Genomic DNA, 16,381 nt, shown 5'->3' on the forward strand with positions numbered 1-16,381 from the left:
CGGTGCACCATCGGGGCCCGCCGCGGCGGCGGCGCGCCGCGAACGGGATCCGTTGCGCAAGGATCAGGCCAGTTGGCGCAGGGTGTGCTTGATGGTCTGCGCGCGCACCGCCACATCCGGCATCTTGGCCTCGATGCGCAGCTTGTCCTGGCCGGCCAGCTTGATATGGCGATTCTTCTGCACCAGCTCGATGATCTTCATCGCGTCGATCGGCGGGTTGGGCAGGAACTGCATGCTGATGGCCGCGTCGTTGGCGTCGATCTTGCGCACGCCCAGGGGCACCGCGGCAATGCGCAGGCGGTGCGTTTCGATCAACGCTTGCGCCTGCGGCGGCAAGCGGCCGAAGCGGTCGATCAGCTCTTCCTGGATATCGTCCACGCGGTCTGCGGTTTCACAATTGGCCAGGCGTTTGTACAGTGAGAGCCGCTCGTGCACGTCGGTGCAATAGTCGCTGGGCAGCAGGGCCGGAGTGCCCAGGTTGATTTCCGTGGTCACGGCCAGCGGCGCCATCAGGTCGGGCTCCTTGCCGGCCTTGAGCGACTTGACGGCGGCGTTGAGCATGTCGGAGTAGAGCTGGAAGCCGATCTCATGGATCTCGCCCGATTGCTTGTCGCCGAGCACTTCGCCCGCGCCGCGGATTTCCAGGTCGTGCATGGCCAGGTAGAAGCCCGAGCCCAGTTCCTCCATTTGCTGGATGGCTTCGAGCCGGCGCTGCGCGAGCTTGCTCAGGCCTTCCACGTCGTGCACCAGCATGTAGGCATAGGCTTGGTGGTGCGAGCGCCCGACGCGCCCGCGCAGCTGGTGCAGCTGCGCCAGCCCGAACTTGTCGGAGCGGTGGATCAGGATGGTGTTGGCGGTCGGCACGTCGATGCCGGTCTCGATGATGGTGGTGCACAGCAGGATGTTGTCGCGCCGCGCCACGAAGTCGCGCATCACGCGCTCCAGCTCGCGCTCGTGCATCTGTCCGTGCGCCACCGCGATGCGCGCCTCCGGCACCAGCTCGGCGAGCTTGGCGCGCTTGTTCTCGATGGTGTCGACCTCGTTGTGCAGGAAGTAGACCTGCCCGCCGCGCTTGAGCTCGCGCAGGATGGCCTCGCGCACCACGCCGTCTTCCTCGCGCCGCACGAAGGTCTTGATGGCCAGGCGCTTTTGCGGCGCGGTAGCGATCACCGAGAAGTCGCGCAGGCCTTCGAGCGCCATGCCCAGCGTGCGGGGAATCGGCGTGGCGGTCAGCGTGAGCACGTCGACCTCGGCGCGCAAGGTCTTCAGCATTTCCTTCTGGCGCACGCCAAAGCGGTGTTCCTCATCGATGACGACCAGCCCGAGGCGCTGGAACTTGACGTCGTCCGACAGCATCTTGTGGGTGCCGATCACGATGTCGGCGGTGCCGTCGTTGATCTGCTTGATGGCGCCGTCGATCTCCTTCTTGGTCTTGAAGCGCGACAGCTCCACGATGCGCACCGGCCATTCGGCGAAGCGGTCGGATAGATTCTGGAAATGCTGCTCGGCCAGCAGCGTGGTGGGCGCCAGGATGGCCACCTGCTTGCCGCCCATCACGGCCACGAAGGCAGCGCGCAGCGCGACCTCGGTCTTGCCGAAGCCCACGTCGCCGCACACCAGGCGGTCCATCGGCTTGCCCGAGGTCATGTCGGCGATCACCGCGGCAATGGCCGCGGCCTGGTCCGGCGTTTCCTCGAAGCCGAAGCTCTCGGCAAACTTCTCGTAGTCCTTGGGCGTGAGCTCGAAGGCATGGCCCTGGCGCAAGGCACGGCGCGCGTACAGGTTGAGCAGTTCGGCGGCGGTGTCGCGGATCTGCTGTGCGGCTTTGCGCTTGGCGCGGTCCCACTGGCCGGAGCCGAGCTGGTGCAGCGGCGCGGTGTCCGGGTCGGCGCCGGAGTAGCGCGAGATCACGTGCAACTGGTGCACCGGCACGTAGAGCTTGCTGCCTTTCTCATAGTCCAGGTGCAGGAACTCCTCCTCGCCCTGGCCCAGGTCCAGCGAGACCAGGCCTTGGTAGCGGCCGATGCCGTGCTCGCTGTGCACCACCGGATCACCGATCTTGAGCTCGGCCAGGTCGCGCACCATCGAGTCGACGGCGCTGGCCTGCTCCTGCTTGCGCCGGCCGGTGCGGCGCGCGGTGCCGGCATACAGCTCGGCCTCGGTGACAAAGTCCAGCGGCTGGCCGCCGTCCACCGCGGGCAGCGCGAAGCCGCTTTGCAGCGGCGCCACCGCGATGGAGAAATGCGACTCGCCCGCCAGGAAGGCGGCGAAATCATCGATCGGCTGCGGGCGCAGCCCGCTCTCGCCGAACAGTTGCAGCAGGGTCTCGCGCCGGCCGGCGGAGTCCGCGCACATCAGCACGCGCCGGTCTTTTTCAGCAGCAAGGCTTCCAGGTTGACCAGCGGATCTTCCGCGCGCCGGTTGACCGAGACATCGGGCAGCGACTCGGCCAGCGGCACGGTGTCGCCGGTAGCGGTGGCCTGCAGCACCAGCCGCGCGAGCGGCTTGGCGCCGGCAAAGAACTGCTCTTCCGACAGGAACAGCGCGGCGGGCGGCAGCAGCGGCCGCTCGCGGTCATGGCGCATGAAGTTGTAGCGCTGCGTGGTGTCGGCCCAGAAGCGGCGGATGGCCTCTGGCACATCGCCGTCAAAGGCGAGCTGGCTGTTGGCGGGCAGGTAATCGAAGACGGTTGCCGAGCTCTCAAAGAACAGCGGCAGGTAGTACTCGATGCCGGCCGACGGCACGCCATTGCCAATGTCCTTGTAGATCGTCGATTTGCTCGGATCGCCTTCGAACAGTTCGCGCCAGCGACCACGAAACGCGGTGCGCGCGCCTTCGTCGAGCGGGAACTCGCGGCCCGGCAGCAAGCGCACTTCCTTCACGGGGTACAGGCTGCGCTGCGTATCGGGATCGAACGCGCGGATGGTTTCGATCTCTTCGCCGAACAGGTCGATCCGGTACGGCAGCGGCGAGCCCATCGGGAACAGGTCGATCAGCCCGCCACGCACGCTGTACTCGCCTGGCCGCATCACGGCGCTGACATGCTCGTAGCCGGCCAGCGTGAACTGCGCCTTGAGCGCGGCTTCGTCCAGCTTCTCGCCCTGCTTGAAGAAGAAGGTGTAGGCCGCCAGGAAGGCGGGCGGCGCCAGCCGGTAGAGCGCGGTCTGCGCCGGCACCAGCATGATGTCGCACTGGCCGCCCTGGATGTCGTGCAGCGTGGCGAGCCGCTCCGAGACCAGGTCCTGGTGCGGCGAGAAGCTGTCGTAGGGCAGGGTTTCCCAGTCGGGCAGCAGGCGCACCCGCAGGTTTGGCGCGAACCAGGGGATTTCCTCGGCCAGCCGCTGCGCGTCGACCGCATTGGCGCACACCACCGCCAGCATCGGCACGCGCTCCCTGTGCTGGCTGGCGTAGGCGGCCAGCGCCAAGGCGTCGGCGGAGCCCGGCAGGCCGGACACGGTATAGCGCTGGCCGGCCTTGACCAAGGGGAGGTTGGCGAAGGGGGCGGGACGGTTGGCTTCAGGCATCGGGTACGGGCTGGCTTGTTGACGGCTTTCAGGCATTGCGGGGCAAAAGAGCGCGGCCATGCAACAGCGACACCCCGCCGGCATTGCGGGCGGGGTGTGGGCGAAGCATGCGACGCCCGGCGGGCGCTCGCGCTGATCGACGCCCGCATGTCCGCGAGCGAAGGCCGTATTATAGAATGCGCTCCGAATCCGCGTTTTCAATACCGCGCTTCCCGTTCCCCTGCCCATGGCGGGGGCCTTGAAGCCTTGCGCCGTGCTCTTGGCATGGCGCTCACCTTGCTCCTCACGCTATCCGTGTCTGCTCGCCGATTTGCCTTGATTCCCTGTGCCGGTACCGGCAGCCGTGCGGGCGGCAGCCTGCCCAAGCAATACCAGACCGTGGCCGGCCGGCCGATGATCTGGTACGCGCTCGCCGCTTTTGCCGCCTGCGATGCCATCAGCGCCACCGCGCTGGTGCTGGCGCCCGACGATATGCCGCTGGAGTCCCGCTTCGGCGCGGCGGCGTTTGCCGGCCTGCGTTTCGACACCGCCTTCGTGGGCGGCGATACGCGCCATGCCTCGGTGCTGGCTGGCCTGCATCACCTGGCGCAACTCGGCGCCACGGACCGCGACTGGGTGCTGGTGCATGATGCGGCCCGCCCGGGCTTGACGCCCGCCATGATCCACGCGCTGGTGCGCGCGGTGGAGGGCGACGGCGCAGACGAAGACGGCCCCAACGCGGCTATCGGTGGCATCCTGGCGGTGCCGGTGCCCGATACGCTCAAGCGCGCCGATGCGGCCCCCGGCGGGCAGCCGGCGGCCGTGGTGCGCATCGGCGCCACGGTCTCGCGCGAGGGCTTGTGGCAGGCGCAGACGCCGCAGATGTTCCGCTTGGGCGTATTGCGCCAGGCGCTGCAGGAAGCGCTGGCGGCGGGCGCCGTGGTGACCGACGAGGCCAGCGCGATCGAGCGGCTGGGTCTGCATCCGCGCCTGGTCAACGGCTCGCTGCGCAATTTCAAGGTGACCTATCCCGAGGACTTCGCGCTGGCCGAACTGCTGCTGGGCGAGGGCCCTGCCGCCCAGCCCTGAATGCCAACGTGCATCTATCCCCATCCATTTCCCATTACCGATCCGAAGGAGTATTGCTCCCATGACCCCATTCGATATCCGCGTCGGCCAAGGCTACGACGTGCACGCGCTGGTGCCGGGCCGCAAGCTCATCCTGGGCGGCGTGGACATTCCCCATGACCGCGGCCTGCTGGGCCACTCCGATGCGGACGCGCTGCTCCACGCCATCACCGATGCACTGTTCGGCGCGGCCGGCCTGGGCGATATCGGCCGCCACTTCCCCGATACGGATCCGCGCTTTGCCGGGGCGGACAGCCGTGTGCTGTTGCGCGAGGCCGCACGCCGCGTGCGCGAGGCAGGCTATGAGATCAGCAACGTGGATGCGACGGTGATCGCGCAGGCGCCGAAGCTGGCGCCGCATATCGGCGCCATGGTGGCGAACCTGGCGGAAGACCTGGGCTTGCCCGCCGCCAGTTGCAACGTCAAGGCCAAGACCAATGAGAAGCTGGGCTTCGAGGGACGTCAGGAAGGCATCGTTGCGCAAGCCGTGGTGCTGATCTGGCGTGGCACGATCGTCTCCCCGCAGGATTGATGCGGGGGTGATGCCGGATTGAGGCCGGGTTGAGCGCAGCGGGCGCTCAGCTTGTGGCGGCCGCTCCGGTTCCGGCCGCGTTCTCGGTCGGGAGCGCGTAGATATAGTCGATCAGCCGGGCCATCGGGCCCGAGCGCGCACCGGCTTCGGTGCGTTTGACAAAACCCATCTGCTGGCAGAGCTGATTGGCGGATTTCATTTCCGGCATGGTGCGCACCAGCAGCGCGCCGGCGCCGATATCGCGCGCGCGCTGGATACAGACCTGCATCAGCGTGCGGCCAAGCCCCAGGCCGCGTGCCTGGGGCTGACCGCCAGCAGCCGGGCTTCCGGCAAGGCGAGCGTGATGGTGCTGCCGTCCAGCGCCTGCAATGTGGTGCCCGGATGGCAGAACAGCACCGCGCCGTTGATGCCGTGATCGGTTTCCGCCACCCACCATTCCATTTCCGAAGTCGACGCGGCCAGCACGGCTTTCATGCCCTGCTGGAAGGACTCCCGGCAGTCCTCCATGATCTCCAGCTCATATTGGCCGTAGGCCTGCTGGGTCACGGCGGCAATGTCGCCCCAGTCCTGCACGGTGGCGAGGCGGTAGTGAAAGCGGGGGAGGTATGCGAAGGAAGGGTGCTCATGGCAGAGGGGTGAAGGCTGTGACCTTGCTGGATTGTAGGCCCTTCGGTGCACAAATGCAGTCAGTGAATTACCGACTTGGCACCTCAGCAACAGACTTGCGCCGACGCGCGCGACATGCTGGGCACGCCCCGCCGGCGTTGCGCCGCGGGGCTTTCGGGAAGTACCGGTCGCACATGCCGGGCCGGCGTGTGCCGGCCGCAAGCCCTCGATGCGACCTTATTTCACCTTATTCCGCCGCAATGACGTTGGCGGCTGCCACAACCACGGCGGCAATGCGGCCTACGTCGCGCAGTTGCTGCGCCGTCATGCCTTGCTCGTTCTTGAGCAGCGCGTAGTGCGACTTAATGCAGAAATGGCATTTGCCGACGATGGACGCGGCCAGCGCGTACATCTCGAAGCGGCGCTTGTCCACGCCGCCGTGCGTGGCGTACGCATTCATGCGCAGGCCCGCGGGTTGCGTCGCGAGATCCGGGTCGTCGGTCATTTCCACGAACGGGTACCAGACGTTGTTCATGCCCATCAGCGCGGACGCGGTGAGCACCGCATTGGTTTCCTCGGGCGACAGCACGCCCGCGTTGCGGATCGCGTCGACGATCACGCGGCTCTTGGCGGCAAACGCCGCGGCCAGTGCCACGGCCACCGCATCGTTGCCCTGGAGCGAGGAGCGGGCGATGGTGCCGTCAAGGTTCAGGCGGATATCCTTGGCGTAGTCAGGAATAAGGCCTTTAATCGTGCTGAGGAATTCCATGCAAATCTCCTATCGGTGGGGTCTCAAAAAACCCGCCATGGCGGGTTTTGAGGCGCGGGCCAAAGCCCGGCGCGCAGATCGTCACAAACTGCCGGCTGCTTGACAGCTTACAGCGTGGCACCGCCAACAGCGCGGTTGCACGGGCACAGCTCGTCGGTTTGCAGGCCGTCGAGGATACGCAGCACTTCGTCCGGGTTACGGCCGACGTTCAGGTTGTTGACCGACACGTGCTGGATGGTATTGTCCGGATCGACGACGAAGGTAGCGCGCAGAGCGACGCCGGCAGCGTGGTCACGCACGCCGAGCTGGTCGATGAGCGAGCCGGTCACGTCGGCGAATTGCCATTGGTCCAGCTTGTTCAGGTCCTTGTGCTCACGGCGCCATGCCAGCTTCACGAATTCGTTATCGGTCGAGCCGCCCAGCACGATCGCGTCGCGGTCGGCGAAGTCGCCGTTGAGCTTGGCGAAGGCAACGATTTCAGTCGGGCACACGAAGGTGAAGTCCTTCGGGTAGAAGTAAATGATCTTCCACTTGCCCTCGAACGACTTTTCGGTGATGTCTTCAAAGGCCGACTGGCCGTTCTCTTCATGGTTGTTGAAACCCGGCTTGACACCGACGACGTGGAAGGCTTCGATTTTGTCACCAACGGTCTTCATAGACTGCTCCTGGATACGGTTGAAGAGAGACGCTCGCGCTGCATGCCGGGCTATCCCCAACGGATAAGGCCAGGCTGCCGCGCAACGAACATGGATTATGCGTCATCCCCGGGTGGCGGGGCTAATTGATATTCTCAAAGAGCCCGATAGCCAAGCGCGGGGAGCCGCGCATCCGGCAGGCGCGGGCGCCAGCCGCAGATGGTGGCGCCGGCATATTGCGGCGCGATGTCAGCCGCGGTGTTCGCAGCCGCCTGCCGGAACAGCGAGTCTACCCCAGCAGGGCCGCCCTCGTGAACCGGCCTTGTGCACCGCGTTGTGATCCTCAGGCCGCCTTGGCCGCGGGCTCGACGTAGGCATGCTGCCGTCCGCCGCGGAAAATCACCAGCGTGGCGATCAGTCCGCACGCAGCGGCAAACATCAGCCACAGGCCAGGCGCGGCCTTGTTGCCGGTGCTGTGGATCAGGTAGGTCGAGATGGCCGGCGTGAAGCCGCCGAACAAGGCCGTGGCCAGGCTATAGGCCAGCGAAAAGCCGGCCGTGCGCACCGCGGGCGGCATCACTTCGGTCAGGGTCACCACCATCGCGCCGTTGTAGCTGCCATACAAGAAGGACAGCCACAGTTCGACCATCAGCAGGCGGCCGAACGACGGCTCCGCCACCAGCCAGGACACCGCCGGATAGGCCGTGAGCAGGGTGAGGATGGTGAAGATCACCAGCAGCGGCTTGCGGCCCACGCGGTCCGACAAGGCGCCCATCAGCGGCAGCCAGATGAAGTTGGACAGCCCCACGCACATGGTGACGATCAGGTTGTCCACGTCATCGAGCTTGAGGACGGTCTTGCCGAAGGTCGGGGTGTACGCGGTGATCATGTAGAACGACACCGTGGTCATCACAACCATCATGCAACCGGCCACGATGATGCGCCAGTTCTCCAGCATCGAGCGATAGATCTCGTTGATGCTGGGGCGATGCTTGCGGGTCTTGAACTCTTCGGTTTCTTCCAGCGAGCGGCGGATCAGGAAGAGGAACGGCACGATCAGGCAGCCGATCAGGAACGGAATGCGCCAGCCCCATTCGCCCATTTCCTCGGGCGACAGCATGGAGTGCAGCACCACGCCGAGCAGGCCGGCAAAGATCACCGCTACCTGCTGGCTGGCCGATTGCCAGGCCACGTAGAAGCCTTTCTTGCCAGGCTTGGCGATTTCCGCCAGGTAGACCGACACGCCGCCCAGCTCAACACCTGCGGAGAAGCCCTGCAGCAGCCGGCCTGCCAGCACCAGCAACGGCGCGGCCACGCCGATCGACGCATAGCCCGGCACGCAGGCGATCAGCAGGGTGCCGAGCGCCATCAGGACCAGGGTCATGATCAGGCCCTTGCGGCGCCCGTGGTGATCGATGTACGCGCCCAGGATGATGGCGCCGAGCGGACGCATCAGGAAGCCTGCGCCGAAGGTCGCGAGCGAGAGCATTAGCGAGGCGAACTCGTTGCCGCTGGGGAAAAACGTCTTGGCGATGGCGGCGGCGTAGAAGCCGTACACCATGAAGTCGTACATTTCCAGGAAGTTGCCGCTGACAACGCGGAACACGGTGCGGAACCCGTGTTGCTGGGAGGGGAGTTTGACATGTTGCTGTCTCTCGCAGACGCCGCCGGTTGGTTCCGGTGGCTTGATTTTGATCGGGCGCCAGAGGGGCGGTTTTCCCCTTTTTGAGGGGATGGCCTTGGCTGGGCTTGCGCTTGGGGGTGTGCTGATGACGGCGGCAAGTTTGCGCCGCAGGGGCTGTCATTACGCTGTCAAATGGCTTTCAGTTTGATATCAAACGCTGTCGAAAGCCTGTCAGTGGGAGGAAGGGAGGAGATGGGGGTAGGGTTACTACGGAGGGGTGTGATTTTGCGGTAACTTGGGGCAACTGGGGTAACTTGGGGCAACTGCAACGGGGGTGTCAGGATTTTTGTGTGCAAGGCTAAAAACCTGCCTGCCGGGCAGGCTGCCCGGCAGGCAGGCCTTTGATCCTATCTCAGCGATGGGGTTGTGTGAAGCGATCCTCGTAGAGGATCGCGAACTGGTTCATGGCGGCTTTCCAGTCGTGCGTGGCGCTGCCCCACTTGCCGGTGATGTTGCGCAAGGCTAGCCACAGCAGTTTGGTGGCCGCTTCATCGCTCGGGAAGTGCCCGCGGGTCTTGATAATCTTACGCAGTTGCGCGTTGATGCTCTCGATGGCATTCGTGGTGTAGATGATCTTGCGGATGGCCGGCGGGAACGCAAAGAATGGAATCACCCGGTCCCAGGCGCGATGCCAGGAGGCTGCAATCGGTGGGTAGCGCTTGCCCCAGTCGCTTTGCTCGAAGGCCAACAGCGCCGCCTCGGCGGCCTCAACCGTGGCAGCCGTGTAGACAGGCTTGAGCGCGGCCGCCACCACACGGCGGTCCTTCCAGCTCGCGTAGTCCAGGCTGCCGCGTATCAGATGCACGACACAAGTCTGCAGTGTCGTGCTCGGGAACACCGCGTTCAGGGCCTGCTCCATGCCCTTCAAGCCGTCGGTCACCGCGATCAGGATGTCTTGGGTGCCTCGCGTCTTCAGGTCGTTGAACACCTTCATCCAGAACTTTGCCCCTTCGGTGGTCTCGATCCACAGGCCCAGGATGTCACGCGTGCCATCGGGCAGCACGCCCAGCGCCAGATAGACCGCCTTGCTGCGCACGACGCCATCCTCGCGCATCTTGACCCGCAGCGCGTCGAAGAACACGACCGGGTACATGACCTCCAATGGACGGGCCTGCCAGGCGGTGACTTCCTCCATGACCGCATCCGTTACCGAGCTGATGAACGCGGGCGACACCTCAGTGCCATACTGCTCGACCAGGAACGCCTGGATCTCGCGTACCGTCATGCCGCGCGCATACATGGCGATGATCTTGTCGTCAAAGCCAGTAAAACGCCGGTCGTGCTTGGGAATCAGGATGGGCGCGAAGCTGCCGTCGCGGTCGCGCGGGATCGCCAGCCGCAAGGGTCCCGTGTCCGTAAGCACGGTCTTGGCGCTGGAGCCATTGCGCTGGTTGGTTGCATCCTCGGGGCGCTCGGCACCCGCCGGGTAGCCCAGGTGATGGCCCAGCTCCGCGCCCATCGCCCGCTCGATCAGGGCCTTCTTGAACGCCATGGCGGCGTCTTGCACCGCCTCAGCAGTCATCGGACCTTTAACGAACTGATCGATCAGCTCCTTAGGGATGGTCGGAAGGTCCCTGGGTATGGCCTTTGGTTTGCGTGGCATTACATGCTCCTTGTCGACATGTTATGCCCTGCACACAAAATCCCGTACAGGCCCACTGCAACTGCAACTGCAACTGCAACTGCAACTGCAACTGCAACTGCAACTGCAACTGCAACTGCAACTGCAACTGCAACTGCAACTGCTTAACGTCAAAGTCAAAGGCAGTTTCACCTCCCTGCGGGAGGCGACCTACTTTCTTGTCTCGCCAAGAAAGTAGGCAAAGAAGGCGACCCGGATGGCGCGAAAGACTCCTCGTCGTCAGGCAAAAAGAGCGGCCGGGGCCAAACTCACATCGCCTTAAGGCGATGCTCAAACATGGCCCCCTCTTTTCCGCTCTTTTTGCCTGCCGACGAGGCGCCCCATAACGGGAGATGAAAACCTTGACGGCTCGCTGCGCATCGCGGGCGGGTGATTGCCGCCTGGGGGCGGAAATCACGGCTACACCGCATGGTGATTTGAGGACATCGCTCTTCCACTGGTTCGGGAGTGTTTCCCGCCCGAGGGGCGGGAAACACCCATGGCGATGCGCAGAGAGCCATCAAGGTTTACCTAGGCCGTATGGGGCGCCTCGGGATTCGACGAAAAGAGCGGAAAAGAGGGACCCATGTCTGAGTATCGCCTTAAGGCGATGCGAGTTTGGGTCCCGGCCGCTCTTTTCGTCGAATCCCGAGGGGTAGTCGCCCCATCCGGCGCGCCTTTTTGCCTACTTTTTGGCAAGCCGCAAGACAAAAAAGTAGGTCGCCTCCCCGAAGGGGAGGTGAAACTGCAGTTGCCCTTGACGTTAAGCCGTTGAATTTGAAGCTGATTTTGCAGTTGCAGTTGCAGTTGCAGTTGCAGTTGCACCCAACATATCAATCTACGCCCGCCTGAAAAACGCGCTAACCACCAACCCAGTTGCCGGCGGCGGCCGATTCGCTAACATCAATCTCCCCCATTGCGCTGCAAGATCCGATTAACAATCGACATCCCCAGCCCGGCCCCCTTGGCCTCGCTACGCGCATCATCGAGCCGGTAGAAGGGCCTTGTCAGCAACGGGAGTTGCGCTTCCGGAACACCGCTGCCATGGTCGGCCACGGTCAGCACGGCTTCCTTGTCTTCGATCCGGGTGCTGATTTCGACCACGGCCACGCCGTTGTCTTCGTCCTTGGCATAGCGCCGGGCGTTTTCAACGAGGTTGTCGAGGATGCGCTGGACTTCCATGCGGTTGGCGACGGCCATCACGGGGTCGCCGGCGCGTACGTGCACGCGGACATCGTCGTGCGCGCCGTAGACGCCGACGGCGTCTTGCACCAGCGCGGAGAGGTCGAGCGGTTCGACCGTTTCCAGCGCGGGGCGGGCGTAGTTGAGGAACTGGCCGATGATGGCGTCCATCTGTTCGATGTCGGCGATCATGGCTTCACGCGTGGTGTTATCCACGGGTGACATCTCGGTTTCCAGCCGCAGCCGCGTGAGCGGCGTGCGCAGGTCGTGCGAGATGCCGGCCAGCATAACGACGCGATCGTCGTCGAGCTGGCGCAGGTCGCGCACCATCTGGTTGAAGCTGTGGTTGGCCTGCGCCACTTCGCTGGCGCCGTGCTCGGGCAGGGTGGGCGGGTCGCCGCCGCCGCCGATGGCGCGTGCCGCGTTGGCCAGCCGCTTGAGCGGGTGGTTGACCAGCGACGTGATAAAGGCCGCGCCGATGATCGACAGCAATAGCGCGGCGATGCTCCACCAGAGCCACTGGATGCCGGGCACGCGCTCGAACCGTTCGGGGCTGATCGCCACCCAGTAATCGTCGCCCTCGATCTCGAAACTCACCCATACGCCGGGAATATCGTTCACGGTGGTGGCGATGACGGTCCCTTCGCCGAGCCGGCCGCGAATCTCCTGCTGCACCAGCTGGGTCAGGAAGGGGTTCGTGGTGGGTACGGAGAAATCGTCGTCTTTCTCGCGCGGGTAGACCTTGATGCCCTCGTTCTGCACCAGGTCGAGAAGCAGGAAACGCCGCCGCGCGGGATCGGAATAGAGCAGGGCGGCGCGCGTGAGCTTGACCACGCTGACCACCTGCATGGCGATCTGCTGGGCGCGCGGCGCGCGTTCGAAGAGCCGATAACTCTGGAACCAGATACCCAGCGAGATCGCCAGCAAGAGGGCGATCAGCATGAAGGTTCGCCAGAACAGCGAACCGAACAGGCGCGTAGCCGTGCGGCTGAAGACAGTCGCCACGATGCGCGGCGCCTTACTTCACGCCATCGGGGATGAAGACGTAGCCGAGGCCCCAGACCGTCTGGATGAAACGCGGGTTGCCCGGATCAGGTTCGATCAGCTTGCGCAGGCGCGAGATCTGCACGTCCAGGCTGCGGTCGAATACCTCGTACTCGCGGCCGCGCGCCATTTCCATGAGCTTTTCGCGCGACAGCGGCTGGCGCGGATGCCGGGCGAAGACCTTGAGCACCGAGAATTCGCCGGTGGTCAGGGTGATCTCTTCATCATTTTTGGTCAGCGTGCGGGTAGCGAGGTTCAGCACGAAGTCGCCAAAGGCGAAGTTTTCCGGGGTTTCCGAAGGCGCGCCGGGGACTTCGGCGGGGCCCTTGCGCCGCAGCACGGCGTGGATCCGTGCGATCAACTCGCGCGGGTTGAAGGGCTTCGGCAGGTAGTCGTCGGCGCCCATTTCGAGGCCGACGATGCGATCGACGTCCTCGCCCTTGGCGGTGAGCATGATGATGGGCGTCTGGTCGTTGGCGCCGCGCAGGCGGCGGCAGATCGACAGGCCGTCTTCACCGGGCATCATCAGGTCGAGCACTAGCAGGTCGAAACGCTCGCGCAACCAGAGCTTGTTCATCGCGGTGGCATTTTCTGCTACCAGTACGGTGAAGCCCTGTTCGCCAAGGTAACGGCGCAGCAGGTCGCGCAGACGGGGGTCGTCGTCCACGACGAGAATCTTGTGACTGGTATTTTCCATGGCGGTATCTTAGCGACAAACGCTTTCGGTCAAAATGGCTTAACAAAAGGTTACATACTTTACCCCGAGGTATGAAGGCGCGCATCCACCCTGCGTTTAAACTGCCGCATACCGTTTCCGTAGCCAGTCCCACGGGGTTTTCGTGGGCTTCCGCCGTGTAGTTCACTGCCATGACGCGGCGAGGCGGGGCTACTGGATGTCCAGCTTCCGGCGGCCTTGTAACCACCGTTTCCGAAGCCCAAACCGCCATTATCAATGAAAGTCACCCGCAAGCGCGCCGGGCATACCCTTTCCCGTGCTGGCGCGACTGTCGCGCTGTTGCTTGCCGCTAGTGCGGGGTACCCGCAATCGCCCGGCATGGCGCATTTGTTCCCGGGCGCTGGCAAGCCGGCAACCCGCGAGGGCGCCCCGCGCAACGAGCGCGAGCGCTACAGCCAGGACGAGGCGCGAGCGCGCGCCGGAAAGTACCGCGCCGAGCGGGACATGAACGACCGCCTGCACCACGCGTCCCCGAACGACAAGCTCTCGCCCGACGAGCGGCGCAAGCTGCGCCAGAACCTGTACGAACTCGGGCGGGAAATGTACCAGGGCGGCTAGGCCCCAGGCACGCGCGCATGCGTGCAGCATGCCACGGCGCGCGGCATCCGGGATATCGGCGTCCGTCCTACTTCCGCCTCATGGCAGGCCGGCGTGCGGGACTTCGACTTCCGTCATCAGGATATGGCCCAGGCGCGAAGCGCGGCGCTCGGCCTCGTCGAAGTTCGGCGCGGCGGCCAGGAACAGCGTGGTGCCGCGCGGGCCTCCCAGGGCGGCGGCGAAGATGCCCGTCCCGCAGGCAATCTCCTCATCGATGCGCCCACCCGGCATCACCCGCAACACGCGGTTGCCGATGGCGTCGGCAACCCAGAGCGCCCCTTGCGCATCTTGGGCGCACCCGTCCGGCGCCACCTTCGCGCCGCCCAGCACCTCGCTGAGCTCCGACCCGGTTGGCTGGCTGCCGAAGAGGGCCCAGTCACGGCGCGGGCCGAGGGAGCCATCCGCGTGCAGGTCGAAGGCCGAGATGCGATTGCCCAGGGTCTCGCCCACCACCAGGGACTTGCCGTCCGGCGTGATGACCGAACCATTGGGGAAGAACAGGCCGTCTGCCACCACGGTGACCGATCCGTCCGGGTCGACCCGTGCCAGGCTGGCGGTGCGCATCGGGGCGCCGGCCATCAGGTCGAAACCGAAATTACCTACATAGGCGCGGCCCTGCTGGTCCACCACCATGTCGTTGGCATGGCCGCCGGCCACGCCGGACAGATCGGCATGCACCACCAGGCTGCCGTCCGGCTCGCGGCGCAGCAGCTTGCGGTCGCGCATGGAAACGATCAGTAGCCGCCCGTCCGGGAGCCATCCCATGCCGGATGGCTGCTGCGGCACTTCGGCGATCTGTTCGACGGCGCCATCCAGGCTCACCGCCATTACCCGGTGGGTGTAGAAGTCCGACAGCCAGAGTCGGCCGTCGTGCCAGCGCAGTCCTTCCAGGAAGGCGTGTCCCTCGGTCAGGACCGATAGTTCGCGGTGCGCCATGCAGTGTCTCCGTTGTGATCTTTCGATCTTGTGATTGGTGTGCCTACATCCAATACGATTTGGGCCGGGACCGCAAGCGCGCCGCGGCGGGGGTCAGGCGCGTGGCTGGAAATGCCGCAGGAAGTCGACGAAGGCCTCGGCCGCGAGCTGGGCGTCGTCGGCCGTGATGGTCTCCAGCGGGTTGTGGCTGATGCCGCCGTTGCCGCAGCGCACGAACAGCATGGCCACGTCGGTAATGCGCTGCATCATCATGGCGTCGTGGCCAGCACCCGAGGGCAGCTCGAAGGCTTCCAGCCCGCGCTTCCTGAGCACCGCGCCGAACTGGTCCATCAGCCAGCGCGCGCACGGCGCGTTGTTGACCGGCGTCACCCGTTCCACGTCGGCACTGAGGCCGCGACGCTCGGCGATCGCCTGGATGCCGGCCACGATGTCGGCGATGGCGGCCTCGCGGATGCTGTCTTCACCGGCACGGATGTCCATCGAGAACACGCACTCGGCGGGAATGACGTTGCTCGATCCGTTGGGCACCTGCAGCTGGCCCACCGTGCCGACCAGCGTCGGCACCTGAGCGCAGCGCTGCTCCACCAGCAGCACCATCTCCGCGGCGGCCGCGGCGGCGTCCTTGCGCATGGTCATGGGCGTGGTGCCGGCATGGCTGGCCAGGCCCTCCACGCGGACCTGGAAGCGGCTGCTGCCGGCAATCTGCGTGACCACGCCGAGCGCCAGGCCGTGGTGCAGCAGGACCGGGCCTTGCTCGATATGGACTTCGACAAAGCCATGCAGGGTCGCGGGGTCCACCGCCGCGGCCCGCAGTGCGTCGATGCCGCCCGCGCCCGGCAGGCCGGAGGCGGCCAGCGCCTCGCGCAGGGTCACGCCGTCGGTGTCGGCACGATCCAGCAGGGCGGGGTCGAAGCGGCCGGCCAGCACGCTGCTGGCCAGGAAGCTGGTCTTGAAGCGCAGGCCTTCTTCCTCGGCAAAGCCCACCACCTCGAAGTGATAGGGCAGGCGGATGCCGGCCGCGTTGAGCGCCCCAACCACCGCGACGGGCAGCAGGATGCCAAGCCGGCCGTCATAGCGCCCGCCGTTGCGCACGGTGTCGAAGTGCGAGCCCGTCATCAGCACGCGCGCAGCATCGCCCACGGCCGGATCGGCGGCATAGCGGCCGATCACGTTGCCGATGGCGTCAATGCGGACCTGCATGCCCGCCGCCTCCATCCATGCCACCAGCTGGGCCGACGCTGCGCGGTGGGCCGGGGTCAGGTAGGCGCAGGTCAGGCCGCCTTCCATATCCGAGAAGCGGGCCAACGCTGCGGCCTGGTCGAGAATGGTCTGGCCAAGCGGGAGGAGGGGGATGGCAGATTGGGTCATGGCAACTCAGGCGAGTAAGGTGGCTAATGCCGTTAATGCG

Annotated in this window: 11 protein-coding genes and 3 pseudogenes; 4 read left to right on the plus strand and 10 right to left on the minus strand. The window is 65.4% G+C overall.

Annotation, left to right across the window (positions count from 1 at the left end; translation table 11 throughout):
• Positions 1-63 precede the first annotated feature (63 nt).
• A pseudogene (mfd, locus tag OMK73_RS36805) lies at positions 64-3,524 on the minus strand (transcription-repair coupling factor).
• A 264-nt stretch (positions 3,525-3,788) separates the two neighbouring features.
• Between mfd and ispD the strand changes: the two are divergent.
• Both ispD and ispF read left to right on the plus strand, forming a co-directional pair.
• Entirely contained in the window at positions 3,789-4,592 is an 804-nt protein-coding gene (gene ispD / locus OMK73_RS36810; RefSeq protein ID WP_267606310.1) for a 2-C-methyl-D-erythritol 4-phosphate cytidylyltransferase, read from the plus strand.
• A gap of 61 nt (positions 4,593-4,653) precedes the next feature.
• Positions 4,654-5,163, plus strand: coding sequence for a 2-C-methyl-D-erythritol 2,4-cyclodiphosphate synthase (gene ispF / locus OMK73_RS36815; protein WP_267606311.1), 510 nt, complete (start codon positions 4,654-4,656; stop codon positions 5,161-5,163).
• Positions 5,164-5,209: 46 nt separating this feature from the next.
• Here ispF and OMK73_RS36820 read toward each other — a convergent pair.
• From OMK73_RS36820 to OMK73_RS36840, 5 genes and pseudogenes are all read right to left on the minus strand, one after another.
• Positions 5,210-5,789 (minus strand): annotated as a pseudogene (locus OMK73_RS36820) (GNAT family N-acetyltransferase).
• A gap of 227 nt (positions 5,790-6,016) precedes the next feature.
• Positions 6,017-6,538, minus strand: a complete 522-nt coding sequence (locus OMK73_RS36825; protein WP_267606312.1) for a carboxymuconolactone decarboxylase family protein — start codon at positions 6,536-6,538, stop codon at positions 6,017-6,019.
• A gap of 107 nt (positions 6,539-6,645) precedes the next feature.
• On the minus strand, positions 6,646-7,194 hold the full coding sequence (locus tag OMK73_RS36830; RefSeq protein ID WP_267606313.1) for a peroxiredoxin: 549 nt from the start codon (positions 7,192-7,194) through the stop codon (positions 6,646-6,648).
• Between the two features lie 322 nt (positions 7,195-7,516).
• Positions 7,517-8,863: an MFS transporter gene (locus tag OMK73_RS36835; protein WP_420715696.1), complete on the minus strand. Its 1,347-nt coding sequence runs from the start codon at positions 8,861-8,863 to the stop codon at positions 7,517-7,519.
• A gap of 346 nt (positions 8,864-9,209) precedes the next feature.
• Positions 9,210-10,460 carry an IS256 family transposase gene (locus OMK73_RS36840; RefSeq protein WP_267604911.1) on the minus strand — a complete coding sequence of 417 codons (1,251 nt, stop codon included), beginning with the start codon at positions 10,458-10,460 and terminating at the stop codon, positions 9,210-9,212.
• Here OMK73_RS36840 and OMK73_RS36845 point away from each other — a divergent pair.
• Positions 10,438-10,677 (plus strand): hypothetical protein, encoded by a 240-nt coding sequence (locus OMK73_RS36845; protein WP_267606314.1) that lies wholly within the window; start codon positions 10,438-10,440, stop codon positions 10,675-10,677. The two genes, OMK73_RS36840 and OMK73_RS36845, sit on opposite strands and share 23 nt — an antisense overlap.
• Positions 10,678-11,316: 639 nt before the next feature.
• Here the strand turns inward: OMK73_RS36845 and OMK73_RS36850 are convergent.
• Positions 11,317-12,665, minus strand: a pseudogene (locus OMK73_RS36850) (ATP-binding protein).
• 13 nt (positions 12,666-12,678) lie between these two features.
• Positions 12,679-13,401, minus strand: coding sequence for a two-component system response regulator OmpR (ompR, locus tag OMK73_RS36855; protein WP_006155909.1), 723 nt, complete (start codon positions 13,399-13,401; stop codon positions 12,679-12,681).
• Positions 13,402-13,656: 255 nt separating this feature from the next.
• On the opposite strand from ompR, the gene OMK73_RS36860 reads away from it, so the two are divergent.
• Positions 13,657-13,998, plus strand: coding sequence for a hypothetical protein (locus OMK73_RS36860; protein WP_267606315.1), 342 nt, complete (start codon positions 13,657-13,659; stop codon positions 13,996-13,998).
• A 78-nt stretch (positions 13,999-14,076) separates the two neighbouring features.
• On the opposite strand, the gene OMK73_RS36865 is transcribed toward OMK73_RS36860, so the two are convergent.
• Both OMK73_RS36865 and OMK73_RS36870 read right to left on the minus strand, forming a co-directional pair.
• A complete protein-coding gene (locus OMK73_RS36865) occupies positions 14,077-14,973 on the minus strand; it encodes an SMP-30/gluconolactonase/LRE family protein (protein WP_267606316.1) in 897 nt (298 codons plus the stop codon).
• A gap of 93 nt (positions 14,974-15,066) precedes the next feature.
• The gene (locus OMK73_RS36870; protein ID WP_267606317.1) at positions 15,067-16,341 is read right to left on the minus strand and encodes a Zn-dependent hydrolase; all 1,275 of its coding nucleotides are present in this window, start codon (positions 16,339-16,341) and stop codon (positions 15,067-15,069) included.
• Positions 16,342-16,381 lie beyond the last annotated feature (40 nt).

Origin of the sequence: Cupriavidus sp. D39 (assembly GCF_026627925.1) — a bacterium.
Classification (GTDB): Bacteria; Pseudomonadota; Gammaproteobacteria; order Burkholderiales; family Burkholderiaceae; genus Cupriavidus; species Cupriavidus ulmosensis.